Annotated in this window: 18 protein-coding genes; 11 read left to right on the plus strand and 7 right to left on the minus strand. The window is 31.4% G+C overall.

Annotated elements, in window-relative coordinates:
- Window positions 1–106 precede the first annotated feature (106 nt).
- Complete coding sequence (locus O5633_RS08285; RefSeq protein WP_269609173.1) at window positions 107–316, minus strand: hypothetical protein; 210 nt, start codon at window positions 314–316, stop codon at window positions 107–109.
- Between the two features lie 276 nt (window positions 317–592).
- Between O5633_RS08285 and O5633_RS08290 the strand changes: the two genes are divergently transcribed.
- From O5633_RS08290 to O5633_RS08300, 3 genes are read left to right on the plus strand one after another with little or no spacing between them, the layout of a single operon-like run.
- Complete coding sequence (locus tag O5633_RS08290) at window positions 593–868, plus strand: DUF3134 family protein (RefSeq protein WP_269609175.1); 276 nt, start codon at window positions 593–595, stop codon at window positions 866–868.
- Between the two features lie 16 nt (window positions 869–884).
- On the plus strand, window positions 885–2,000 hold the full coding sequence (mraY, locus tag O5633_RS08295; protein ID WP_269609176.1) for a phospho-N-acetylmuramoyl-pentapeptide-transferase: 1,116 nt from the start codon (window positions 885–887) through the stop codon (window positions 1,998–2,000).
- Window positions 2,001–2,017: 17 nt separating this feature from the next.
- On the plus strand, window positions 2,018–2,269 hold the full coding sequence (locus O5633_RS08300) for a hypothetical protein (protein WP_269609177.1): 252 nt from the start codon (window positions 2,018–2,020) through the stop codon (window positions 2,267–2,269).
- Between the two features lie 44 nt (window positions 2,270–2,313).
- On the opposite strand, the gene O5633_RS08305 is transcribed toward O5633_RS08300, so the two are convergent.
- The 3 genes from O5633_RS08305 to O5633_RS08315 all read right to left on the minus strand — a co-directional run bounded on the left by O5633_RS08305 (window position 2,314) and on the right by O5633_RS08315 (window position 9,317).
- Entirely contained in the window at window positions 2,314–4,440 is a 2,127-nt protein-coding gene (locus O5633_RS08305; protein WP_269609178.1) for an HAD family hydrolase, read from the minus strand.
- Between the two features lie 204 nt (window positions 4,441–4,644).
- Complete coding sequence (uvrA, locus tag O5633_RS08310) at window positions 4,645–7,587, minus strand: excinuclease ABC subunit UvrA (RefSeq protein ID WP_269609180.1); 2,943 nt, start codon at window positions 7,585–7,587, stop codon at window positions 4,645–4,647.
- 44 nt (window positions 7,588–7,631) lie between these two features.
- Window positions 7,632–9,317, minus strand: coding sequence for a DNA repair protein RecN (locus O5633_RS08315; RefSeq protein WP_269609181.1), 1,686 nt, complete (start codon window positions 9,315–9,317; stop codon window positions 7,632–7,634).
- Window positions 9,318–9,390: 73 nt separating this feature from the next.
- On the opposite strand from O5633_RS08315, the gene O5633_RS08320 reads away from it, so the two are divergent.
- The 7 genes from O5633_RS08320 to purF all read left to right on the plus strand — a co-directional run bounded on the left by O5633_RS08320 (window position 9,391) and on the right by purF (window position 19,189).
- Window positions 9,391–11,250, plus strand: a complete 1,860-nt coding sequence (locus tag O5633_RS08320) for an ABC1 kinase family protein (RefSeq protein WP_269609182.1) — start codon at window positions 9,391–9,393, stop codon at window positions 11,248–11,250.
- Entirely contained in the window at window positions 11,251–11,811 is a 561-nt protein-coding gene (locus tag O5633_RS08325) for an alpha/beta hydrolase (protein ID WP_269609183.1), read from the plus strand. It begins immediately after the preceding gene.
- 26 nt (window positions 11,812–11,837) lie between these two features.
- The gene (thrC, locus tag O5633_RS08330) at window positions 11,838–12,944 is read left to right on the plus strand and encodes a threonine synthase (RefSeq protein WP_269609184.1); all 1,107 of its coding nucleotides are present in this window, start codon (window positions 11,838–11,840) and stop codon (window positions 12,942–12,944) included.
- Window positions 12,945–13,319: 375 nt separating this feature from the next.
- Entirely contained in the window at window positions 13,320–14,480 is a 1,161-nt protein-coding gene (dnaN, locus tag O5633_RS08335; RefSeq protein ID WP_269609185.1) for a DNA polymerase III subunit beta, read from the plus strand.
- Between the two features lie 2 nt (window positions 14,481–14,482).
- Window positions 14,483–15,265 (plus strand): PRC-barrel domain-containing protein, encoded by a 783-nt coding sequence (locus tag O5633_RS08340; protein ID WP_269609187.1) that lies wholly within the window; start codon window positions 14,483–14,485, stop codon window positions 15,263–15,265.
- 3 nt (window positions 15,266–15,268) lie between these two features.
- Window positions 15,269–17,671: a phosphoribosylformylglycinamidine synthase subunit PurL gene (gene purL / locus O5633_RS08345; protein WP_269609188.1), complete on the plus strand. Its 2,403-nt coding sequence runs from the start codon at window positions 15,269–15,271 to the stop codon at window positions 17,669–17,671.
- A 60-nt stretch (window positions 17,672–17,731) separates the two neighbouring features.
- Window positions 17,732–19,189: an amidophosphoribosyltransferase gene (gene purF, locus O5633_RS08350; protein WP_269609189.1), complete on the plus strand. Its 1,458-nt coding sequence runs from the start codon at window positions 17,732–17,734 to the stop codon at window positions 19,187–19,189.
- Here purF and O5633_RS08355 read toward each other — a convergent pair.
- The 3 genes from O5633_RS08355 to queG form a co-directional block, all read right to left on the minus strand.
- Window positions 19,186–21,669: a DNA gyrase/topoisomerase IV subunit A gene (locus O5633_RS08355; RefSeq protein WP_420063612.1), complete on the minus strand. Its 2,484-nt coding sequence runs from the start codon at window positions 21,667–21,669 to the stop codon at window positions 19,186–19,188. The two genes, purF and O5633_RS08355, sit on opposite strands and share 4 nt — an antisense overlap.
- Window positions 21,670–21,752: 83 nt before the next feature.
- Window positions 21,753–22,619, minus strand: a complete 867-nt coding sequence (locus O5633_RS08360; protein ID WP_269609192.1) for a tetratricopeptide repeat protein — start codon at window positions 22,617–22,619, stop codon at window positions 21,753–21,755.
- Window positions 22,620–22,621: 2 nt separating this feature from the next.
- On the minus strand, window positions 22,622–23,566 hold the full coding sequence (queG, locus tag O5633_RS08365) for a tRNA epoxyqueuosine(34) reductase QueG (protein ID WP_269609193.1): 945 nt from the start codon (window positions 23,564–23,566) through the stop codon (window positions 22,622–22,624).
- Between the two features lie 181 nt (window positions 23,567–23,747).
- Here queG and O5633_RS08370 point away from each other — a divergent pair, with 181 nt between their 5' ends.
- Window positions 23,748–24,470, plus strand: coding sequence for a DUF502 domain-containing protein (locus O5633_RS08370; protein ID WP_269609194.1), 723 nt, complete (start codon window positions 23,748–23,750; stop codon window positions 24,468–24,470).
- Window positions 24,471–24,488 lie beyond the last annotated feature (18 nt).

Raw genomic sequence — 24,488 nt, forward strand, 5'->3', positions numbered from 1 at the left:
ATTTTCACTAGTAAATATAGAGAACTATTGGACAATTTTCTGATTTAGATAATCAATGCTGATTAAAATATTTTTAAGGTCAAATGACTTTAGAAAAAACGAAAATTTATTCCCATGGCTGTTTAATCGATTTTCCTGATTTCCTTTCACCTAAAAACCCTAGGAACCATACAAAAACAAAACCGATAGAAGTTAATCCAAAAAAAATAAGTACATAAATTAACCAAGTATCAATGTTATGACCAAAAATCAATAAATCTTGAACATCATTATTTGACGTAAAAATTAAATAATGATATGAAAGCTTAAAAGTCACTTCAACATAAATTAAATAGAGGTATTTAGAGAAACAGTTCTCCTAACCAAAAAATAAATTAAAAGGAAAAATGAAGGAGTAAAAACCAAAAACCACACTAAAAAATGGTTTATGAAAAAGGGTTCAAGATGAATAATACCCGCTATGCGAAGACAAATACTCACTAAAAAAGCCATGCCCCAAGTAAAAGTCATCAAAATCAGCTTTGAACTCAGCATAAAGATTAGAAAATCAATCCATAATGGACTATGTTAATTCATGGACTAAATTTTTGATATGAGCGATCTAGAACAAATCGAATTATCTGATTTAGACGGCATTAATCCTGCGCTAACTCGCTATGGCAGGCAAGAGCTCGCTCCTGTTCTCCCACTGCGAGAAGAACCCGATTTATTGTCATGGTTAGAAACCAGTGGAAGATTAGTTTCTGACGAAGATTCCAATGATCAAGAAATAAGTACCGTTGAAGAAGAAGAGCTTTCCGCTTTAATGGGAGAAAAAGAAGATTATAAAGCTGAAGAAGAATCAACAGATGAAGAATGGGAAGATTAATCTACTAGCTTAAATTTTGACAAAATCTACAAAGGTTCTAAATAAAAAAAAAATATCATTTTTAAACAAAATTAATCAGCAAATATTTATCCTCTTTGGATTAATAACAATAGTTTGTGTATTTTCTGATTTTTATTTTGAAAATAGCAATTTAACTGTTCCGTTTATAATTACAGCTCTAATCTCATTTATTATTACTTTTTTCAGTATACCTATATTAAAAAAAATCAAAATCAAACAAATTATTAGAAAAGAGGGACCAAAAAAACATTTGCTTAAAGAAGGGACTCCAACTATGGGTGGAGTTTTTTTTATTCCTACAGGAATAATAATAAGCAATATTATATATATTAATAACGAAAATTATAAAATTATTCTAACTTTAAGCTTACTTATTGTGTTTTTTATGTTAATAGGTTTAATTGATGACTTAATTAGTTTGAAAAAGAAATTAAATACTGGTTTAACTTCGAATGAAAAATTAATTTTACAATTTTTTATCAGTCTTATTTTTATTATTATTTGTGCGTTCAATAATTTTATACCTAATAACATTCAAATCGGAAATCAAAGTATTAATATAGGTAATCTAATTTATCCTTTAGGGATATTTGTACTACTTTCAGAAAGTAATTCAAGTAATTTAACTGATGGTTTAGATGGTTTATTAAGTGGCTGTAGTGCATTAATTTTTACGGGTTTAGCTATAAGTATTTCAATTGAAAATCAAAGTATTGGTGAAACTCTAGCTCCTTTTTGCATCGTAATGTCTGGATGCTGTATGGGATTTCTTTTCTTAAATAAATATCCTGCAAAATTATTTATGGGAGATTCAGGGTCTTTAGCTATAGGAGCATCTCTTGGTGGTATAGCTTTGATATCAAATAATCTTTGGTCTCTATTAATTATGGGAGGAATACTTGCAGCAGAGTCTATTTCTGTAATAGTTCAAGTAAGTATTTTTAAAATTTCTAAAAGAATAAAAGGTAAAGGTCATAAATTATTTTTAATGACTCCTATACATCACCATTTTGAACTTCAAGGTAACAAAGAGAGTCAAATAGTAGGTGGTTTTTGGTTCATTACATTATTATTAGTAATAATAAATCTAATATTTTTCATTAAACCTTAGATCTTCAAATTCAACTGATGACTTATTTTACTTGGAAAGAAGAAGGATTAACTAAAGACTGTGAAACTCTAGATTCTATGGCGGCTCGATTTGAAGAGTCTGCAAGACTTATGAGAACAATGTCAACAGAGGGTTTTAAATTAGAAAATAGAAATAAACGTCAAATAATCACTCATATAGACTCAAAGATTTTCAATGATTGGGGTTTTATAAGTGAAGAGCCACCATATCAACAACTTACATTAATACTTGAAGAAGAAATAAAGTAATCAATTGAATTTTTGAAGTACAACAAGTAAGGAAAATTTAAATATTAATTACTTTTAAAAAGTCGAAAATGCTTTAAACCATCAACAACTCCCTCTTGAGCATCAGAAAAGAAAACCCTTTGTTGGGATCTTAATCCATCTAATGATGAATCATGATCAAAAGGAATAACACTATTAGTCAATCCCTTGATTAACTCTGCATCACCTTGTTTACTCGCAACAATAAAAACTTTTTCTAGAGATAAACCCCAACGTAAAGTCAAAAATCTAATAGCTTCTGCTCTTGATGCTCGCAAAGGAACAATATCCAAGTACCAATGACATTTCAGATGTGGAGATGCCGCAAGTCCAGACTGCCTTAATCTTTTACGAACTAAAGGTAAAATGGCATCACTAGGTTCTTTCAATAAATAGCTAATCTTAAAAATACCTTGCTGATCTGTTGATTGAAGCTCTAAATAATCTTTTAAATCAAACAAAACTTTTTCTACCCCTGTTCGATTCCAATCAACGCTTATGGAATCTTGCCAAAAAATATCCGATTTATTTTCATCAGCATAATAAATTTCTGTACCAGCTTGGCATATCCAAACTGCTGGTGTAGGTAATTGTGTTTCTGGATATCTTTGCCGAGCAGCTTTAACTGATCTTCCAGTTAATATTCCTAACTTAATATCAAGGTCAAATGAATGTTTTTTTAACTGATTTCTCAACTTTGATGAGGCTTGGGGTTGCTCAAGATAGTTATCTAAATCAAGAAGTAATAATTTCTTACCAATAGGGCTTGTGTCCTTAGCATTCCCCAATGTCCAGTGTCGAGGTGCAAGAAATTTCAAACGCTTCTGCATCAATGCAATGTAATTACAAATATGAGCGTCCCAACTGAAGTGCCTGCTTACTCCCTCAATTCCATTGTTACTCCACGTTTTCCATAAAGAAGGGTTTGAACCAGCAGTCTCTAAACCATCTCGTAACGCTTCTAAGTCAGTTACATCAACGAGTAGTCCATTTTCACAACGAGACAGAATATCCCTTGGGCCACCATCATCAGTAGCTACCATAGGCAATCCACATGAAGCAGCTTCCAATAATGTTAAACCGAATGGCTCAGTTAAAGCAGGGTTAACAAATAGTCCCTTTTTATGGGCAACCCAACGATAAATTAAGGGGATTTGGTCTCTTTTATGTTGTTTGGGATAAGCAACTTTTCCGTATAAATTATATTTATCAACCAATTCAAAAACCTGCTGAAATACTTCTCTTTGTTGTTTATCAAGCTGACGTGAATCATCTCGACTACCTAAAATTAAAATAAGATTATGTCTTTGCTGCAAAATTGGCGAACGTCCATAAGTCTCAATCAAAGCAGGAATATTTTTTCTCCTTACTGCTCTTGATATAGCTAAGAGAGGAGGAAGATTTATATCTCTCAAAAAAGGTTTAAAAAGTTTGTGTAATTCTTTTTCTTCTTCCTTCAAATTAGAATCTATTGAATGAAAACGATTTAAATCAACACCAGGTGGAATTATTTCTACGTTCTTTGAACTAAATCGCCCATAACGCGCGTACTGTTCAACTGATTCCTGCTTAGTACTTGTTATAAGTAAGTTTGAATGCGCTAAAGCCAATTCTTCTGCATCTATTCTTTTACTAATTGAATAAGTTTGCTCTATTTGATCATGATCTATACCAGCAGCCAATAATCTTCTAAGTTTTTCCCGGCCTAGTGAGTGACCAGTAAAAACCAATGGCAATCCTAATCTTCTACTTACCAATGCGCCAACATATCCAGCATCTGCATAATGAGCATGAATCCAATCAGGAAAATTATTTTCTTTCTGTAATCTTTGAACTATTTGATCGGCTAAATCATCTAAATAAGGCCACAATAATTCTTTCCTAATATAACGCTTAGGACCAAAAGATAACCGAATAATTTCCGCACTATTTGATATCTTTTCAACGGGATTTGAATAATCGGATGATACTCTCCTATCAATAATTAATCTAGTAATAAGTTCAACTTTCTCAACTTCTGGTCTTGCAGCAAGTCCTTTTACTAATTCTAAAACATATAAAGTTTGCCCTCCAGTATCTGAATCTCTGCCCAATTCAAGATCATGTGAACGGATTAAACCATGCAAATTTAAATGTAAAAGTCTTAATCCCAAGCAAAATCAATGTAAGAGACAATGAATAGATAACTGATTTTATGTTTTTTAAATCTAAAGAAAGCATAATGTTTTTTTTTAAAATAAAAATTAATCTTTAAAAACCCTTCTATAACTTGATTTTTAAGAGTTTTTAGAAATCAGAAACAATTATATTTACCGTATAAATTAAGAAATGTGTACAAAAATAAAAAATATTCAAACTTATTTTGGAGGATGTAATTCCAAAACTTTTTTTAGATAATTACCTGTATGACTATTTGAATCTGTTGCCACTTCTTCAGGAGTTCCCATAGCAATAATTTCGCCTCCTCGATTACCTCCTTCAGGACCCATATCAATAATCCAATCTGAGCATCTAATAACGTCCAGATTATGCTCAATAACAATAATTGAGTTTCCTTTATCTACTAGTCTCTGTATTACATCCATTAATTTATGAACATCGTAAAAACTTAAACCAGTTGTAGGTTCATCAATTAAATAAAGAGTTTTACCAGTAGCTCTTCTAGATAACTCAGTCGCAAGTTTTACTCTTTGAGCTTCTCCGCCAGATAATGTTGGAGCAGGTTGACCAAGCTTTATGTACCCAAGACCAACATCTAAAAGTGTTCTTAATCGATCTGCAGCTTGAGGTATTGCAGAGAAAACATCCACTGCTTGCTCAACAGTCATTTCTAAGACATCAGAAATAGAATAATTTTTATACTTAACTTGTAATGTCTCTCGATTAAATCGAGCTCCTTTACATACATCACATTGAACATAGACATCGGGTAGAAAATTCATCTCAATTACGTTTACACCCTGGCCACGACAAGCTTCGCATCTCCCACCTTTTACATTAAAACTAAATTGTCCTGCTTGATACCCTCTCGCTTTTGCTTCGACAGAAGTAGCAAAAAGTTGGCGTATAGGATCAAATGCACCTGTATAAGTAGCCGTATTAGATCGTGGTGTTCTACCAATTGGAGATTGATCAATCACAATAACTTTATCAATAGATTTGATACCTTTTAGCTCTTTCAATCCTTTTGGAAAAGGAACTTTCAAGCCTAAAGAATGATTTAAAGCAGGATGAAGTAGTTCGTTTATTAAAGTACTTTTCCCACTTCCACTAACTCCAGTAACAGCGACTAATCTACCTAAAGGAAAATCAACTGAAACGTTTTTTAGATTATTTTTATCACAACCAATCAAGCGTAACTTTCTTTGTACAGAGTCTCTCCTATTAGCAGGAGTAGGAATAGATGAGCGCCCACTAAGATAAGCACCAGTTAATGACTCTTTTGCAGTTAACAAGCTATCTAGAGATCCTTCAGCAATAATTTCTCCACCATGCACACCAGCACCAGGCCCTATATCAACTAAATGGTCAGCTGCTCTTATAGTATCTTCATCATGTTCAACAACAACTAAAGTATTACCTAAATCACGTAGTTTTTTTAGTGTAGATAATAATCGATCATTATCTCTTTGATGCAGTCCAATACTAGGTTCATCTAACACATAAAGAACTCCTGTTAAACCTGCACCTATTTGCGTAGCAAGTCGTATTCTTTGAGCTTCCCCACCGGATAGCGTCATTGCTGGTCTATCTAAAGTTAAGTAATCAAGTCCAACATCCAAAAGAAATTGAAGACGTAATCGAATTTCTTTTAAAACTAATTCCCCAATCTTTTTTTGTTTATTGGAAAGTAATGGCTTTGATTTTTTTGTTGTCTCAAGATCCATTAAATCCTCAACATTCTGAAGTGTGGTAGAAACACTTGATGCAGTGAGATCAGTTATTGAAAAAGGTCCAAGTTTTACTGCAAGAGCTTCAGGACGTAATCTTTTGCCATGACAACTTGCACAAGGAACTAATTCAAGATATTTTTCTAACTTTTGGCGAACCGCTTCACCATTAGCGTCCTGTAACTGTCTTTCCAAAATAGGTAAAATACCTTCAAAAGGTCTTTTAAATCCTGAATCTTGTTTATATCTGCTATCTACCTTAATTAAAATAGGTTCTTTACTTCCATTTAATAAAATATTTTTTTGCTCTTCTTTTAAATCTTTCCAAGGAGTTTTTATCTCAAAGCCAAATGCCTCGCCAACTGAAAATAATAATGAAAAATAATATGAATTATCCTTATCACTCCATGGTGCAACTGCAGCATAAACAGGTAAAGATGGATCAGGTACAACTCTCTCACAAGTAAATTTTTTCAAGTGACCAAGACCATGACAATCTGGACAAGCACCATATGGACTATTGAAGGAAAATAATCTTGGAGATAATTCTTCAATCACCGCACCATGAACTGGACAAGCAAAGTTTTCAGAAAATAATCTTTCTCTATCAATGCCTTGAGGAAGTTCCTCATTCTTTTTAGGTACTGCTTCGACTATTGCTAAACCATCTCCCCTTTTCAAAGTAGTACTTAATGAATCAGTTAATCTCTCTTCGATGCCCTCTCTCGCAAGCAATCTATCAACTACTACCTCAATAGAATGAACTTGATTTTTATCTAATTCAATATTATCTGCCAATTCTCTCACTTCTTTGTTAATTCTGACTCGAACAAAACCTTCTGCTGCAAGTCCAGACAATAGCTTTGAATGTGTTCCTTTTTTTCCTCTAACAACTGGTGCAAGTAATTGATATCGCGTACCTTCTGGAAGAGTCTTAATTTGATCAACCATCTCATCAATACTTTGAGGCTTAATTGGCCTAGAACACTCTGGGCAATGAGGTTCACCAGCCCTACCAAAAAGCAAACGAAAATAATCTTGTATTTCCGTAACCGTTCCGACAGTTGAGCGAGGATTATGACTTGTGGATTTTTGATCAATAGAAATGGCTGGGGATAAACCCTCAATTGAATCAACATCAGGTTTATCAACCTGTCCTAAAAATTGTCTTGCATAAGCAGACAAACTCTCTACATAGCGCCTTTGTCCTTCAGCAAAAATAGTGTCAAACGCTAAGGAACTTTTACCACTTCCACTAACACCTGTAAAAACCACCAATTTATTTCTTGGAATTGATAAATCGACATTTTTTAAATTATGTTGTCTTGCACCGCGAATAGTTATGACTTCTTCACTAGAAGAACCAATATTTAATGTCTTTTTTTTAGAAGTAGATTTTGAACTTCCCATTAGGGAAAAATATTAATAGTTAATTGTATAAAAAAATATGCTCATCACGCAGCTTTGTGTTCCAGCAAGCTCGCCGCATAAGCATTCGCTTCTACAATTTCACCTCCAGCCAAGAGAGCCAATTCCCTCTGCCTATCTACGATTTCCTTTAAATTAGTAACAATGGACTTAGTATCGCCATCGATAACACTCTTTTTTAAAGCAAAATGATTATCAGCAAATGCTGCAATTATAGGTTGATGTGTAACGCAAAAAACTTGGCAATGATTTGACAATTCACGTAGCAAAGTAGCTACATAGCTACTAACTGATCCGCTCACTCCTGAATCTATTTCATCAAAAATCAATAGGTTAGTTTGATCAAATGAAGAAAAAATTGCCTTTATTGCTAAAAGAATTCTAGATTTTTCTCCACCAGAGGCAATTTCTGCAAGTGGTGCTAAAGAAAGGCCTGGATTTGCTGAAAACATAAAATTAACTTTATCAATTCCATTAACTGTTGGTTCACATTCTTCAAAAACAACTTTAAAACGAACATTAGGAATACCTAATTTTTTTAGACTAAGAATTAATTTATTTTCAAATTCTAAAGCTAAAGTTTTTCTTATAGTTGATAAATCTTTATTAGACTTATCTCGTATAATTCTTTTTTTATTTTCAGAAGAAGAAAGTTCGTTAATATTATTAGAACTGTCCTGAAAAGATAAACAATTAAATAACTCATTTTTATAACTGATAAGATCTGGTATATTTCTTTGATATTTTTTTTGATAGAATTTAAGGGTAGACAATCTGATTTGTAAATCATTTAAAAAGGATGGATCAATATCTAATGTTTTTTCGTAATCATTAATCTGATAAGTTAACTCATTAAGATTATTAGTTAATGAATAAAAACTATCAAAAATTGGCTCCAAAGAAGAATCAATTTGAGATAAAGATTTTAATTCATTAATACAAAAATTAGCATGATCCAAGATAGATGGGTATTCGTCTAAACTTTCATTTAATCTATTCAACAAAGATTTAACTCCCTCTTTTAATCTTAGAAGATTAGATAAACGATTCTGGTCAGTTTCTAACTTAGTTTGCTCGTTTGGATCTTCTAATTCTAGTTTTTCTAAATCTTGAAATATATATTTCATTTCTTCTAGCTCTTTTTTTGAATCTAAGATTCTATCTCTAGCTTCCTTTAATTTGGAATTAGATTCATACCATATCTTCCAATCTTGCTTGACTTTAAAAATTGATCCTTGAATTTTTTTTAAATCCAAAGAATCTAATAAACTTAATTGATTTAATGAATCATTTAAAATATAAGTATCTCCTTGTAGCGTAAAATCAAATAAAAGTGATCTTAATTCTGATATTTGATCTCTATTAACTAATACACCATTAATTCTAAATCTAGATTTATATTTATCTTCTTTTAAACGCCATTCCCTAGTCACAATTAATTCATCATCAATATCAAATTCCTGATCAATTAACCAATCTTTTGTAGTTTGCAAAACAGAAAAAACACCTTCAATTGATGAAAACGAAGAAGCTTTAGCTACCAATCGATTATCTAGAGAGGTTTTTTTATGGGCCAATAAAGCATTTAAGGTATCAATAAATATTGATTTACCCGAACCAGTCTGCCCAGTAAAAACAGTAAATCCCTTATCAAAATCGATCTCTAAGTTCCCAAATAGAGCTATATTTTGAAAGCGTAGGCTGTTTAGCATAATTCAAAGAATCAAAAAGACACAAAGTAGGCCTAAAATGGATTAGAAGGGATGTAAACACTGCCATATTAAAATGGCCGCAGAATTAAGCGATTTTATTGAAGCTTCAGGTCTGCTTGAGTATGACCCTGAAGCTATTGAATCAATCTACAAAAAAAATCCAATTCGTCTACTTCGTAGAATTTGGCAAACACTTTTACCAATAGGATTATTTTTACTTGGTGTTGGTTGGGAAAAGTTAATTGGTTCTTTAGAAAAAAATGAAAGAAAAACTTTTAGAGCCAAAGAATTTACTAAACTTCTTGTAGATTTAGGACCAGCATTCATAAAAGCTGGGCAAGCACTATCTACTAGACCCGATATAGTTCCACCAATAGTTCTAGAAGAATTAGCTCAGCTTCAAGACCAACTGCCAGGTTTTGAAAGCGAGCTTGCAATGGCATGTATTGAAGAAGATTTAGAAAATCAAATAAACAACATTTTTACGCAAATAGATAAAGAGCCAATTTCAGCAGCATCTCTTGGTCAAGTTCATAAAGCAATACTAAAAGGGGGAGAGAAAGTTGCCGTAAAAATACAAAGACCAGGTTTAAGAGAACAAATCACTTTAGATTTATATATAGTAAGAAATATCGCTATATGGCTTAAAAATAATATTGGAATTATTAGAAGTGATCTAGTGGCATTGATTGATGAGCTTGGTAAAAGAATTTTTGAAGAAATGGATTATATAAATGAAGCTAATAATGCAGAAAAATTTAAATTACTTCATAGTAAAAATAATAAAATAGCAGTTCCAAAAATCTACAGAGAAGTAACAAGTAGACGGGTGCTTACAATGGAATGGATAGATGGTATAAAATTAACGAACATAGAGGCTGTAAAAAAGTTAGGGATTGATCCAAATGAAATGATAGAAATTGGCGTAAGTTGCAGCCTTCAACAACTTATAGAACATGGTTTTTTTCATGCAGATCCTCATCCAGGAAATATTCTAGCCATGAAAGATGGTCGATTATGTTATTTAGATTTTGGTATGATGAGTGACATTACACAACAATCAAGAATTGGATTAATCAGAGCAGTTGTTCATCTTGTAAATAGAAGATTTGATAAACTTTCATATGATTTTGTTCAATTAGGATTTCTGTCCGAAGAAGTCGATTTAAAGCCAATAGCACCTGCATTTGAAAGCGTTTTTACAAGCGCTTTAGAAATAGGCGTTAACAAAATGGACTTCAAAGCCGTTACAGATGATATGTCAGGAATTATGTATAAATTTCCTTTTAAATTGCCGCCCTATTACGCATTAATTATCAGATCTTTAATTACTTTGGAAGGAATAGCTCTTAGCGTCGACCCAAATTTTAAAATACTTGGAGCGGCTTACCCGTATTTTGCAAGAAGATTAATGGAAGATGAAAATCCAGAACTAAGAAATAGCTTAAAAGAAATGCTTTTTGATGAAAACAATTTAAAATTAGAAAGGTTGGATGATCTACTTAAAAGCGCTACAAAAGAAAAGGAACTAGATAGCGGAAAAATATTAGATCAAACAATTGATTTTTTATTTTCAAAAAAAGGTATTATACTTAGGAATGAATTAGTGAATATTTTAGCTACAAAAATTGACTCAATTGGATGGAAAACATTAATCAAAATAAATAATAAGCTTCCATCAAAAATAAGGTCAAAAACTATAGAAAAATCATCAAAAATAAATACTAATATAAACTTGAATATGTCTACAATTCAAAAAATGTTTAATATGTCAAAAATGCAGCCTGGTTTTAAAAGAAAAATAATTTTTAAAAAATTACCTAAAATTTTAATTACTAGAGATACTTACGAGATGGGATTTGGATTAATGAAGAAAACATCTGAAAAAGGTATAGTAAGATTGGTTAAAGTTGCTGCTGGTGTTCCGCAATAAATGAATTTAAAACATAACATCTTAATATTTTTAATATTATTTTTAATTCCACCAACTAAAGCAGCAGAAACATTATTTCTTTATAAAGGTACCTTTAATAGATCAATAAAAATAGAAGAGCTATATAACTTTAAGAAAACGAAAATAGCTAATACTAAACTAAAAAATCTAATAAAAATAACCAATCAAAATGAAAAAGAACTGCATGAAATTTTATCTTATAAAATAGAAATACCCCTATCGCCTAGCAGCAAGTTAATGAATAGTAAAATAGGTGAGGTTTTTTTAAGTAGACTCACTGAAATTATACATCCTCATAAAATATCTAATCAAAAAATCAGTACAAAAGCTATAAGATCAGGAATTATATTAGGTTCTTATAAAAATAATCAAAAAATTAATCTAATAGATTTTTTTAAAGCTTACCCAACTAAAAATATTGCTATTGATCTAAATGCATTGAATAAAACCTTAAAAAAAGTTGAATCATTAAAAGACTTAATCGAATTCTATTCAAATTCACCTTTAAAAAAACTGAAAGATGGAAGGTCTAGCACTTAGATTATTTGAAAATACTTGGTGAAAAAGTGTCATTTTCGGAAAAATTAAAAAAGATTTTTACCTCTAGTCCCAAAAAAAATAATTGGGATGGTCTTATAGAAGCCTACAAACCTTGGTTACCAATAACAAAAAAAACGCCAATTATTACTCTAAAAGAAGGCGCAACTCCTCTCATAGAAGTAAAATCAATATCTGATCGAATAGGAAAAGGAGTAAAAGTATATGTCAAATATGATGGACTAAATCCAACAGGCTCGTTTAAAGATCGCGGAATGACAATGGCAATAAGTAAAGCCAAAGAATCTGGTTGTGAAGCTGTAATTTGCGCAAGTACAGGAAACACCTCAGCATCTGCAGCTGCCTATGCAAGAAAAGGAGGTATGAGAGCCTTTGTGGTTATTCCAGACGGTTATGTTGCTCAAGGAAAACTAGCTCAAGCATTAGTTTACGGAGCAGAAATATTGGCAATCAAGGGAAATTTTGATAAAGCACTAGATATTGTTAGAGATTTATCAAATAAATACCCAATAACATTGGTTAATTCTGTAAATCCTTATAGATTACAAGGACAAAAAACGGCAGCTTTTGAAATAATAGAAAATCTTGGAAATGCACCTGATTGGTTGTGTATTCCAATGGGAAATGCAGGAAATATAAGTGCTTATTGGATGGGATTTAAAGAATTTTTTGAAGCTAACAAATCTAAACACTTACCAAGGATGATGGGCTTTCAAGCAAGTGGTTCTGCACCTTTAGTTGAAGGGAAAACCATTACTAATCCAGAAACAATTGCTACGGCTATAAGAATTGGTAATCCTGTCAATAAAGAAAAAGCTCTTCTAGTTAGAGAAGAAAGTAATGGTAAATTTTCATCTTTAACAGATTCTGAAATAATAGACGCATATAAAATTCTCGGTAAAGAAGAAGGTATCTTTTGCGAACCTGCCAGTGCAGCATCAGTTGCTGGTTTATTAAAACTAAAAAATGAAGTACCGAAAAATTCTACAATCGTTTGTGTATTGACTGGTAACGGACTAAAAGATCCTGACTGTGCAATAAAAAATAATGACTCTATTTTTCACGCTGGTGTAGAAGCAGAAGTAAATTCAATATCAAAAAGAATGGGCTTTTAAAGACATATAACTATCCAAAAAAAAAAGTGTCTGTGCATTTCACTTTTTAATATGTCTATTTCTTTGTGGAAAAACATTAAAAACTCTAAAGAATTTTCTATTTTTTTTCCACAGTTTAACAAACTTGTGAAAACGAAACTTTTTATCCCCTATAAAAGCATTTTTTCCACAGGTATTAATTAAAAAATTACAGATGAGCACTACATTTTTTTTAATAACCACAAAAACCACAAGAACTACTACTACTAATTCAATTTCATATAAAGAATAAAGAATATAGTTGAAAGTAAAAAATTTTTGTTTTATTTAACGGTATTGCTTTTTTGAAATAGCTATGAAATTGTTATATCAGTGGATTTTATTTGAAATAACAGGATGAAATTAAATTGCTCTCAATCAGAATTGAATTCTGCTTTACAGTTAGTAAGCAGAGCAGTTTCTACTCGACCGACACACCCTATATTGGCAAATGTTTTATTAGCCGCTGATGAAGTAACGGGTAAACTTCGTTTAACTGGTTTTGATTTAAGTTTAGGAATACAAACTTCAATATCTGCTTCTATAGAAACTAGTGGTGCTATTACTTTACCAGCCAAATTATTTGGTGAGATTGTCTCTAAATTATCTAATGATTCACCATTAATTCTTACTTCTGATGATACTAGTCAACAAGTAGAATTAACAAGTAAGAGTGGTACGTATCAAGTCAGAGGAATGCTTGCAGATGATTTTCCAGATTTACCTTTAGTAGAAACAGGGACATCACTTCAATTAAATCCATTATTATTATCTAATGCTATTAGATCTACTTTATTTGCAAGTAGTACAGACGATGCTAAACAATTACTTACAGGTGTTAATCTTACTTTTGATGGGTATGGTATTGAATCTGCTGCTACAGACGGACATAGATTAGCTGTTTTAAATTTAAATAATATTTTATCTGAATCAAAAGATATAAATAAATCTGATGATTTTGATAAATTTTCTATTACACTCCCTTCTAAATCTTTAAGAGAAGTAGATAAATTTTTAAGTACATGCGACATTAGTAAACCAATCAATTTCTTTATTGATAAAGGTCAAGTTGTTTTTATATCTGCTGACGAAATTATAACTATTAGATCTTTAGAAGGCTCTTATCCAAACTATTCACAATTATTACCAGATACATTTTCAAATATTTTAGAATTTGATAGAAAAGATTTTTTAGCTTCCTTAGAAAGAATAGCAGTCATAGCTGATCAACATAACAATGTTATTAAAATAACAATAGATGGTTCCTCAAATTTAATTAAAATTACAACTGACGCTCAAGATATAGGAACTGGCTCTGAGTCTTTACCTGTTTCTTTTAAAGGCGAATCATTTCAAATAGCATTTAATGTAAGATATTTATTAGATGGATTAAAAGTTATAAATTCAAATTTAATTAAACTAAGTTGTAATGCACCTACGACACCTGCCGTTTTTTCACCAATTAACAGTGACGTTAATTTTATATATTTAGTTATGCCAATACAAATAAGAAATTAATTTTGACCATACCATCTAAATTATTTCTAAGTGATTTATTAAAGCATAATGTTCGCTGTGATAAAGGGATTGATCATGGTCCAGGAGTTAGCCCATGGATGCATCCCCCTGTTCATAGAATATTAGGATGGGTAAGTCGCCCTTCTAGCTTGAGATTAAAAAGAGAGGTATGGAGGTTAGATCAATTAAAGGGAATCAATGACCAAGAAGTTTACGTAAAAGGAGCTTCTTCTAATTCAGACGAACAAACTTTGGAACGTTTTCCTACTTTAATGAATGCAAATGTTTATAATAGAAATGGCCAAAAATTGGGTTTAATTGCTGATTTTGTTTTTGATGTAAAAACTGGAAAGATTCAGTATTATTTAGTTAGTCGATCAAATCCATTAATACCTGGAACAAGTCGATGGCGTTTACTCATATCTCAGATAAGTGATAAACAACCTGGGTCTATTTCTTGTGAAATTGATTCATTTGAAGATCTAGTTATTCAGAAAGCAAGCTTAAAAGAAGAATTTCTTAATAAGAGTAGGAAATTGAAAGCACAATTTCAGGATTTTAGTTATGGAGCTTCTGATAGACTTGAGGGATGGATTGACGATCAAATTAGTGATAATCAGGTTAATTCTGATGATGATTTCAATCAATATGAGAGGAAACCTGACTTGCATGATGATTGGATAGATAATCTAGATATAGATAGTTCTGAAGAATTTAATACAATGAATAAAAGAAAGAGAAAAACAAGTTTGAACAATGAAAGAGATCTTGATCCTTGGATTTAATTAATGGAAAATTTTACTGAGAATAAAGACTTTAATAAATTAATTAACTCATCAGATTTTTTTGTTGAATATGATGTTTTGTCTTCTCTTGTCCAAGAAGGTTTAAAAAAAACTGATTACTTAGAAATTTGTAGAAGACTTAATAGACCACCAAATAGGAACGAATTAGGAATGTTTGGTGTGATGTGGTCTGAGCATTGTTGTTATCGAAACTCTCGCCCTTTGCTTAAAAATTTTCCAACTTCAGGTTCACGCATTCTTGTTGGTCCTGGAGAAAATGCAGGAGTAGTCGACATTGGTTTAGGTCAAAAATTAGTTTTTAAAATTGAGAGTCATAATCACCCATCAGCTGTTGAGCCCTTTCAAGGAGCTGCAACTGGTGTTGGTGGAATATTGAGAGATATTTTTACTATGGGAGCTAGGCCAATAGCCTTATTAAATGCTTTAAGATTTGGACCCTTAGATGATGAAAAAAACATCAGTTTATTGGAAGGTGTAGTCGCAGGGATTTCTCATTATGGTAACTGTGTAGGGGTTCCTACTGTTGGAGGAGAAGTTGGTTTTGATAGTAGTTATTCTGGTAACCCTTTAGTTAATGCAATGGCTTTAGGGTTAATGGAAACAGAGGAAATAGTTTGTTCAGGAGCTAGTGGGATAGATTTTCCAGTTCTATATGTAGGAAATACTACTGGCAGAGATGGAATGGGAGGAGCAAGTTTTGCTAGCTCTGAACTTTCAAAAACTTCAATAGATGATCGACCTGCTGTACAGGTTGGTGATCCTTTTCTTGAAAAAGGATTAATAGAAGCATGTTTAGAGGCATTTAATACAGGATATGTAATTGCAGCTCAGGATATGGGCGCTGCAGGACTAACTTGTAGTTGTTCTGAAATGGCTTCAAAAGGTGAGGTTGGAATTGAATTAAATCTTGATCTTGTTCCAGCTAGAGAAAAGGGAATGACTGCATATGAGTATTTGTTATCAGAATCACAAGAACGAATGTTATTTGTTGTGAAACCTGGTTCAGAAAAAGAATTGAGTGATCTGTTTACTAAATGGGGTTTATATGTTTCAGTTGTAGGAAAAGTTTTAAAAGAAAAAGTTGTAAGAGTTATACATAAAGGGAAAATAGTAGCAAACTTACCAGCATCTTCACTCGCTGATGATACACCCATAGAGGAGCATATATTAATTCATTCATTGCCTGAATATTTACAAGAACATTGGAAGTGGACAGAAGATTTATTACCTAAAAGTTTAAATAATGGAATTATTAATTTAAAAAATAATTTATTTGTTACTTGGAATAATATTTTATTAAATCTATTAAGTACTCCTTCAATAGCATCAAAAAATTGGATTTATACACAATATGATTATCAAGTGCAATCAAATACGGTTGTTTCTCCAGGAGAAGCTGACGCAGCAGTTATTCGAATTCGCCCGCAAAATGATTTTAAAGGCCAATCAAATCAAGATAGAGGAATAGCATCTGTAGTAGATTGTAATGATAGATGGGTTTACTTAGATCCTCAACGTGGAAGTATGGCTGCTGTTGCAGAAGCAGCTAGAAACTTAAGTTGTGTTGGAGCCGAACCTATAGCTATCACTAATAATTTAAATTTTTCTTCTCCAGAAAAAGCAATAGGTTTTTGGCAATTATCCATGTCATGCAAAGGTATAAGTAATGCTTGTAAAGTATTAAATACTCCTGTAACAGGAGGAAATGTATCTCTTTATAATGATACAAAATTATCAAATAATACTGTTATTCCAATTCATCCAACACCTGTAATTGGTATGGTTGGAATAATAGAAAATATCAATAATATTTGTACAAAATCTTGGCAGAATTCTGATGATCAAATATGGATGATAGGCTTACCATTGGAAATTAAAGATGATAGAATTTCACTATCTGCTTCATCTTATTTAGAATATATTCATGGATTAAAAACTGGAAGACCTCCAGAAATTGATTTAGATTTGGAAAAACAAGTTCAGTCTTTTTTAAGACAAATAATACAAAAACGCATTATTAATTCAGCTCATGATTTGGGTGACGGTGGATTAGCAATTGCAATAGCTGAGTGTTGTATTTCCTCAGGATTTGGAGCAAATATTATGCTTTCCGCAAGTGATTTAAGATTAGATCATCTTCTTTTTTCTGAAGGAGGAGCACGAGTTATAATTAGTTGTTCAGAGAATCAAAGTTTAGAATTAAAAAAAGATTACAAAAGATTATCTTTAGAAGAATCTATCAGTTTTTCTTTATGTCATTTAGGTACTGTAAATAATCAAAATAATTTATCAGTATATCAGTCTAATAATTTAATTATAGATGCTAATATTCTAGATTTAAAAGATGTATATAAAAATGCTATTTATAAAAAAATATCTAAATAAAATATCTATGATTTATAATTTTAAAAATAAAATTTGCTTATTTAAAAAAGGAATATAATTATGTGTGGAATAGTAGGCGTTGTTTCAACTGATCAATGTAATCAACAAATTTACGACAGTTTGTTATTGCTGCAGCATAGAGGACAGGACTCTACTGGGATAGCAACAATGGATGGAAGTGTTTTTCATATCAATAAATCTAAAGGCCAAGTAAGAGAAGCTTATAGAACTAGAGACATGAGGGCTTTGATTGGAAAGACTGGATTAGGACATGTCAGATATGCGACCAAAGGAGCTGCTCATAGAGAAGAAGAAGCACAACCTTTTTATGTAAACGCTCCATATGGGATTATTCTTGTTCACAATGGAAATTTAACTAATACAAGAGAGTTAGAAAAAGATCTTTTTAAAGTTGATAGAAGGCATACAAATACTTCAAGTGATACTGAAATGTTATTAAACGTTTTGGCAACGGAATTAAATAGTTCAATACAAGGAAAAGATATAAATCCAGATGATCTTTTTAATGCTATTAAAAGACTTCATTCAAGAGTAGAGGGATCTTATGCTTCTATTGCTTTAATTGCAGGTCATGGTCTTTTAGCTTTTAGAGATCCTTTTGGAATTCGTCCTTTGGTTATTGGTAAAAGGTTGAATGAAAAGAATAAACCTGAGTGGATAATTGCAAGTGAATCATTAGTTATTGAAAATAATGATTATAAAATTGTTAGAGATGTTGAACCTGGAGAAGCGATTTTTATTACCTCAGATGGTGAGTTTTTCTCTAAACAATGCTCAGATAATCCTCGATTATTTCCATGTTCTTTTGAATATGTTTATTTAGCTAGACCTGACTCAATAATGAATGGTATTTCAGTTTATGAGTCAAGATTACGAATGGGAGATTTATTAGCTGAAACCATAAAAAAACAAATTTCTCTTGGCGATATAGATGTAGTAATGCCAATACCTGACTCTTCTAGACCTGCTGCAATGCAAGTAGCAAGACAGTTAGGAATAGAGTATAGGGAGGGCTTTTTTAAGAATCGTTATGTTGGAAGAACATTTATAATGCCAGGCCAATCTTTAAGAAAACGTTCAGTTCGTCAGAAGTTAAATGCAATGAGTACTGAATTTAAAAATAAAAATGTTTTGATAGTTGATGATTCAGTTGTTAGAGGAACAACATCTCAGCAAATTGTTCAAATGGCAAGAAGTGCTGGCGCTAATAAAGTTACTTTTACTTCTGCTGCGCCGCCAATTAGGTTTCCACATGTTTATGGAATCAACATGCCAAGTAGAAATGAATTGATTGCTTTTAATAGAAATATAAACGAAATAGAGAATACTTTATTGATTGATAAAATGATCTATCAAGAAGTAGAAGATCTTACAAAAGCAATTACTATTGGTTCTCAACTCAATGAATTAGATTTATCTTGTTTTACTGGAAAATATGTAACTGGAACAGTTACAGATGAATATTTAAATTGGGTTGAAAAAACTTCTTTATCTTAATCTTCTTCTGGTAAAATCATTGAAAAAATAGATTGAATAAATTCATTATCATTTAATTTTATATTTAATTTTTTTTCTTTTTTATATAAACTATTATTAATTAGTTCTGTTTCTAATTTTTCATACCTCTCTTGATTCGTTTTAATAAAAACGTATTTATTGTTTAAAAAACAATTAATTACTCTATCTTTCATTTCTTTATTATTTTTAAAATTTATTCCAATTGTTCCTAACTCTCCTTTTTTAGATATTTTGATTTCTTTCGTATTATGTTTTATAAAAGTACCTTTACTTGTTATTAAAATTAAGTCTTTAATTTGTTTTTCTCGAATATTTATTGCTTCAATTATATTTTCACTGGGGAATAATTTCATGATACTGGTTCCTTGAGCTAATTTTCCCATACAAGGGAACTCATTCTCTGTTATTTTGATTTTGATTATTCTTCCTATGTTACTTATTAAAAATAGATAGCTATTTTCTTCACAAAGAACACAAGACTGAAGTGTAATATTGTTTTTTAATTTTAAAATTGTTGTAGATCTATTAGAAATATCGCTAATTTCATTTATTGAAACTCTTTTGAATTTTCCATCACTACTTATTAATCCTAAACTTATATCTTTTTTTTCTTGTAATGGAATTAAATTAATTATTTCATCATTTTCCAATCCCGCTGGTAAGAAATTTTCAAGAGGACCAGGCTTCTTTCCTGCAAATTCCCATTTAAGAAGACCTATTTTTCCAAGTTGACTTATCGCTAATATTTTTGGTTCATTTAATATTGGCCATATTAGTTTTGTAGGTAGAATATTTTTTCTTTCTTGATTACTTTCTTTTATCTTTAATTTTTTTATTGTGATTGAAGGGATTATTTTTACTTCATTATTTGCTTGAATAATAATTTCTGAATCTTTCGATAATTCTTTTAAAGCATTTATTCTTTGCAATTCCTTATTTGGTCTTTGATTTGCCATTCTTTCAGCAATGAGAGCATCTCCACCCTCTATTAATTTTGTTTTTCTAACACTTCCAAATCTTTTTTTTAGTTCTTTTAATTCTTTAATCATAACTTTCATTAATTTTTCTTTATCATTAATTATTGACTCGAGCTCAGCTCTTTTACCTTGCAGATCTTCTATTTCATTTTTTAATGAATTCTTTTCTAAACTTGTGATTTTTTTTAAAGGCATTCCTAAAATTCCATCTGCTTGTCTCTCATTTATCTTCAAGTTACTAATTAAACTATTTTTTGCTTCAGCTGTATCTTTAGATTTTTCAATTAAATTGATTATTTCTCGCAGATTATTTATAGCTTGAATTAGAGCTTCAACTATTTCTTGTCTTTTTTTTATATTTTTTAATAAATAATTGCTTCTAAGTAAAATAGTATTTTCTCTAAATTCTAGAAAATTATCTAATAGCTTTCTTAACGTAAGTTGTACTGGTTGACCATCAACTAATGCAAGTAAAATTGCACCAAAATTACTTTGGAGACTAGTTTTTTGATATAAAAAATTTAGAATTTTCTTTGGATCAGAATCTCTTTTTATCTCTACAAGAATTCTCATCCCATCTCGATCACTTTCATCTCGGATATCTGCTATTCCAGAAACTTTTCCATTATTTACTAGCTCAGCTAGTTTTTCAATCCAACTAGCTTTGTTTAATTGATATGGCAGTTCTGTAATTATAATACCACTTCTTTTATGTTTACCTTTGCCTGGATTAATTTCCTCAATATGAGCTATTCCCCTCATGGTTATACTTCCTCTTCCTTTTGTGTAAGTGTCTTTTATTCCGTTGCTAATTAAAATTTCCCCTCCTGTTGGAAAGTCAGGTCCAGGTATTAGTTCTAATAATTTTTTTTCTTCTAAAGATGGTTTTTTAATTATTGCTATTAAAGCCTCTACCACTTCATTTAAATTATGAGGAGGAATACTTGTTGCCATTCCAACAGCAATCCCTGCACTTCCATTTAAAAGAAGGAATGGTAACTGAGCTGGTAAAACATCTGGTTCTTGTTGGGATCCATCAAAATTTGAGGAGAAATCAACAGTTTCTTTATCTATTTCCTTTAAAATTGCATCGTTGGAGATTGGAGATAGTCGTGTTTCTGTATATCTCATCGCAGCAGGAGGATCATCATCAATAGATCCAAAGTTCCCATGCCCATCAAGAATTGGATATCTTGAACTAAATATTTGTACTTGTCTTACTAGCGCATCGTAAACAGCTTGATCTCCATGTGGGTGATATTTACCGAGAACATCTCCTACAACACGGGCACATTTTCTATAAGGTCTATCAGGTGTAAGTCCTAATTCGTACATCGCAAAAAGAATTCTTCTTTGCACCGGTTTCAATCCATCCCTAGCGTCTGGCAAAGCTCTTCCAACGATTACGCTCATTGCGTACTCGAGATAAGAGCGCTGCATTTCTTGATGCAACGATATTGGTTTCAGGCGTTCCTTGGCCATCTTTGAGTTTGTAAGAGGCCTATATTTCTTTATTTAGGCTACTAACTAATCTGTTAAAAACCAGTTTTTTGTTAAACATTAATTCATCGACTTTTTTCAATAGCTTCTCTAACTACTTTTTTCATTTCTTTGTCTTTAAATAAAAGTTCTGCCGATTTTTGTAGTTTCTTCCCCCACAATTGCTTTGCTTGATAGTTTTTTGAAACATATCGATGATTGGAATTTAAAGCATTTTTTGCTAAGTTCAACGACTCAATAGGTTTATTTTTTGAAGAATATAGAACTACTGCTAAAGCTAACATTGGTTCAGCATCATTGCTAATTTTAAGTGCTGATTTAAACCTTGAAATGGCCTCATTAAAATTATTTAATTCATATAAAACAAGACCTTCATTATTAATAGATTGCCAAAAATCTGGATTAATTTTTGATGATTTTTTGAATGCGATCAATGCTAACTTATAATTATTTAGCATGATTTCAACATTACCTAATTGAAAATATCCTTTTTCATTATTTTTATTAATTGATAAGCCCTTCTTTATCGCAGCCTTCGCTTTTTTGGGATCATTCAAATCCATATAGATGGAACCTTGTATAAAATATATACTTTGATCTTTCGGTTTTAACTTTATTGCTTCATTTAATGATGATAATGCTTTATGTTGTCTATTTGATCTAGTCTGAGCTTCTGCAAGACTTATCCAAAGATCTTTTTCTTTAGGATTTAATTGAACTGCAAGTTCTAAAAGTTTAATTGCTTCATCATTTTGACCAAATTGAATTAGTTGTATTGCTGTCTTCCCAATTTGTATTGAAGTAGATTCTAATTCTTGTTGATTTGGTTCATTGATTCTAGGAAAAAATGCATTTGATGATTTTGTTGTAAGCAAAGATTCAAAGAGAGTTAGACAGAGAATAAATAGAGAAATCGTTGGAATTTTTTTCATTTTTACGGATTATTTGATATTGAATTTATATTTCTTCGCCACATCCAGGGTTTAATTCGTTTTAATGCTGAGTTGTTTAAATTGTCTTTCCATTTTGAATCACTCCAAGACAACGCATCTTTTTTACTTATATTTAATATCCATTCAGAAGGTTGTAGATCCGGTTCTAAAGTGCTAGGAATATTTTTTTGATTCCACGGGCAAACATCTTGACAAATATCACAACCTGCTACCCAATTACCCATTTTATTAATAATATTTTTAGGTAATTCTTTTTCTCTGTTTTCTAAGGTGTGATATGCCAAACATTTATTTGAGTTGACAATAAATGGTTCTTCAATTGCATTAGTTGGGCAGGCTTCAATACATTTTTCACATTCACCACATATGGGTTTTGAGGGTTTATCAGCTGTTAAATCTTCAGTTGACAAAAGATGACCTAAAAACATCCAAGACCCAATTTCAGAATTAATTATATTGCTGTGTTTTCCAATCCATCCAATACCAGCTTCCTCTGCCCATGCTTTATCTAAAAATGCGCTCGTATCTACACATATTTTCCATTTAGAGTTTGGCCTTTCTTTTTCAAGAAATCGGGCAACTTTCTTTAATTTTTTTTCAATAACTTTGTGATAATCTTGCCCCCATCCGTATCTGGCAATGGATATGTCTTTAGGATTGTTTTCTGTATCTACATAGTAATTAAGACCAACTGCGAGAACACTTTGCACGCCTTCAAGCATGTTTTCTATATTTTTTCTTCTTGGACTTTTCATCCATTCCATTTTTGCTTGATGGCCAGCTTGCAACCATCTTTCTAAGGAAGCAGATCGAAGTTTGATTCTCGAAGATCCTGGAACTTTTGCAATCCCTACTGCATCAAAACCTTCTTTAAACGCTTTTTCTTTGATTTTTTTTGTTAAAAGAAGAGATTTTTTTAAGTTCACAGTAAGTTTTTCATGAATAATTTTTTTGCCTTAATAAAAAGGTTTTCAAGTTAATTGCGATTTTATTTGGGCTTCAAATGCTTTCTTTTAATGTTTTATTTTTATTAATAGCTTAAATTATTTAATTAATGCACTTAATTTGGTTAGATTATAGATATGTAAATTTTCGGACTCTCTTTATTTGGTGCAGTCCTCTCCCAAGGAAGACCTGACTCTTGGCTCAAGGCTTCAGCAGGATCTTAAAAATGACCTGATAGCTGGTCTGTTGGTGGTTATTCCTTTAGCTACCACTATTTGGTTGTCTACAATTGTCAGTCGCTTTGTTCTGGCAATATTAACTTCAATACCAAAACAATTAAATCCCTTTATTACTCTAAATCCTTTATTGCAAGACTTGATAAATCTTGCTTTAGGTTTAACGGTTCCATTACTAGGAATTTTATTGATAGGTCTTATGGCTAGGAATTTTGTAGGGAGATGGTTGCTTGAGTTTGGAGAAGGAACTCTTTCACGAATACCTCTTGCGGGATCAGTGTATAAAACCCTTAAGCAACTTTTAGAAACTTTTCTGAGAGACAATTCAACGAGATTTCGTAGAGTTGTTTTAGTTGAATATCCTCGTGAAGGTTTGTTCAGTGTTGGTTTTGTGACTGGTATTGTTGGACCATCTCTTCAAACCGAACCAGACAAACCTCTGTTAAGTGTTTTTATACCTACAGCACCAAATCCTACTACTGGTTGGTATACCTTAGTTCCAGAAGGTTCTGTTAAAGATTTAGATATATCTGTTGAGGATGCGTTTAGGACAATTATTTCTGCTGGAATTGTAAATCCTGATGATAGAAATAACTCTACAAATACTTCTTTTTCTAGTTTGTTTTCTCAGCTAAGAGCTTCATCATAGTAAAGTATCTGACTTATA

It is taken from the genome of Prochlorococcus marinus str. MIT 1013 (assembly GCF_027359395.1).
GTDB classification, from domain to species: Bacteria; Cyanobacteriota; Cyanobacteriia; order PCC-6307; family Cyanobiaceae; genus Prochlorococcus_B; species Prochlorococcus_B marinus_E.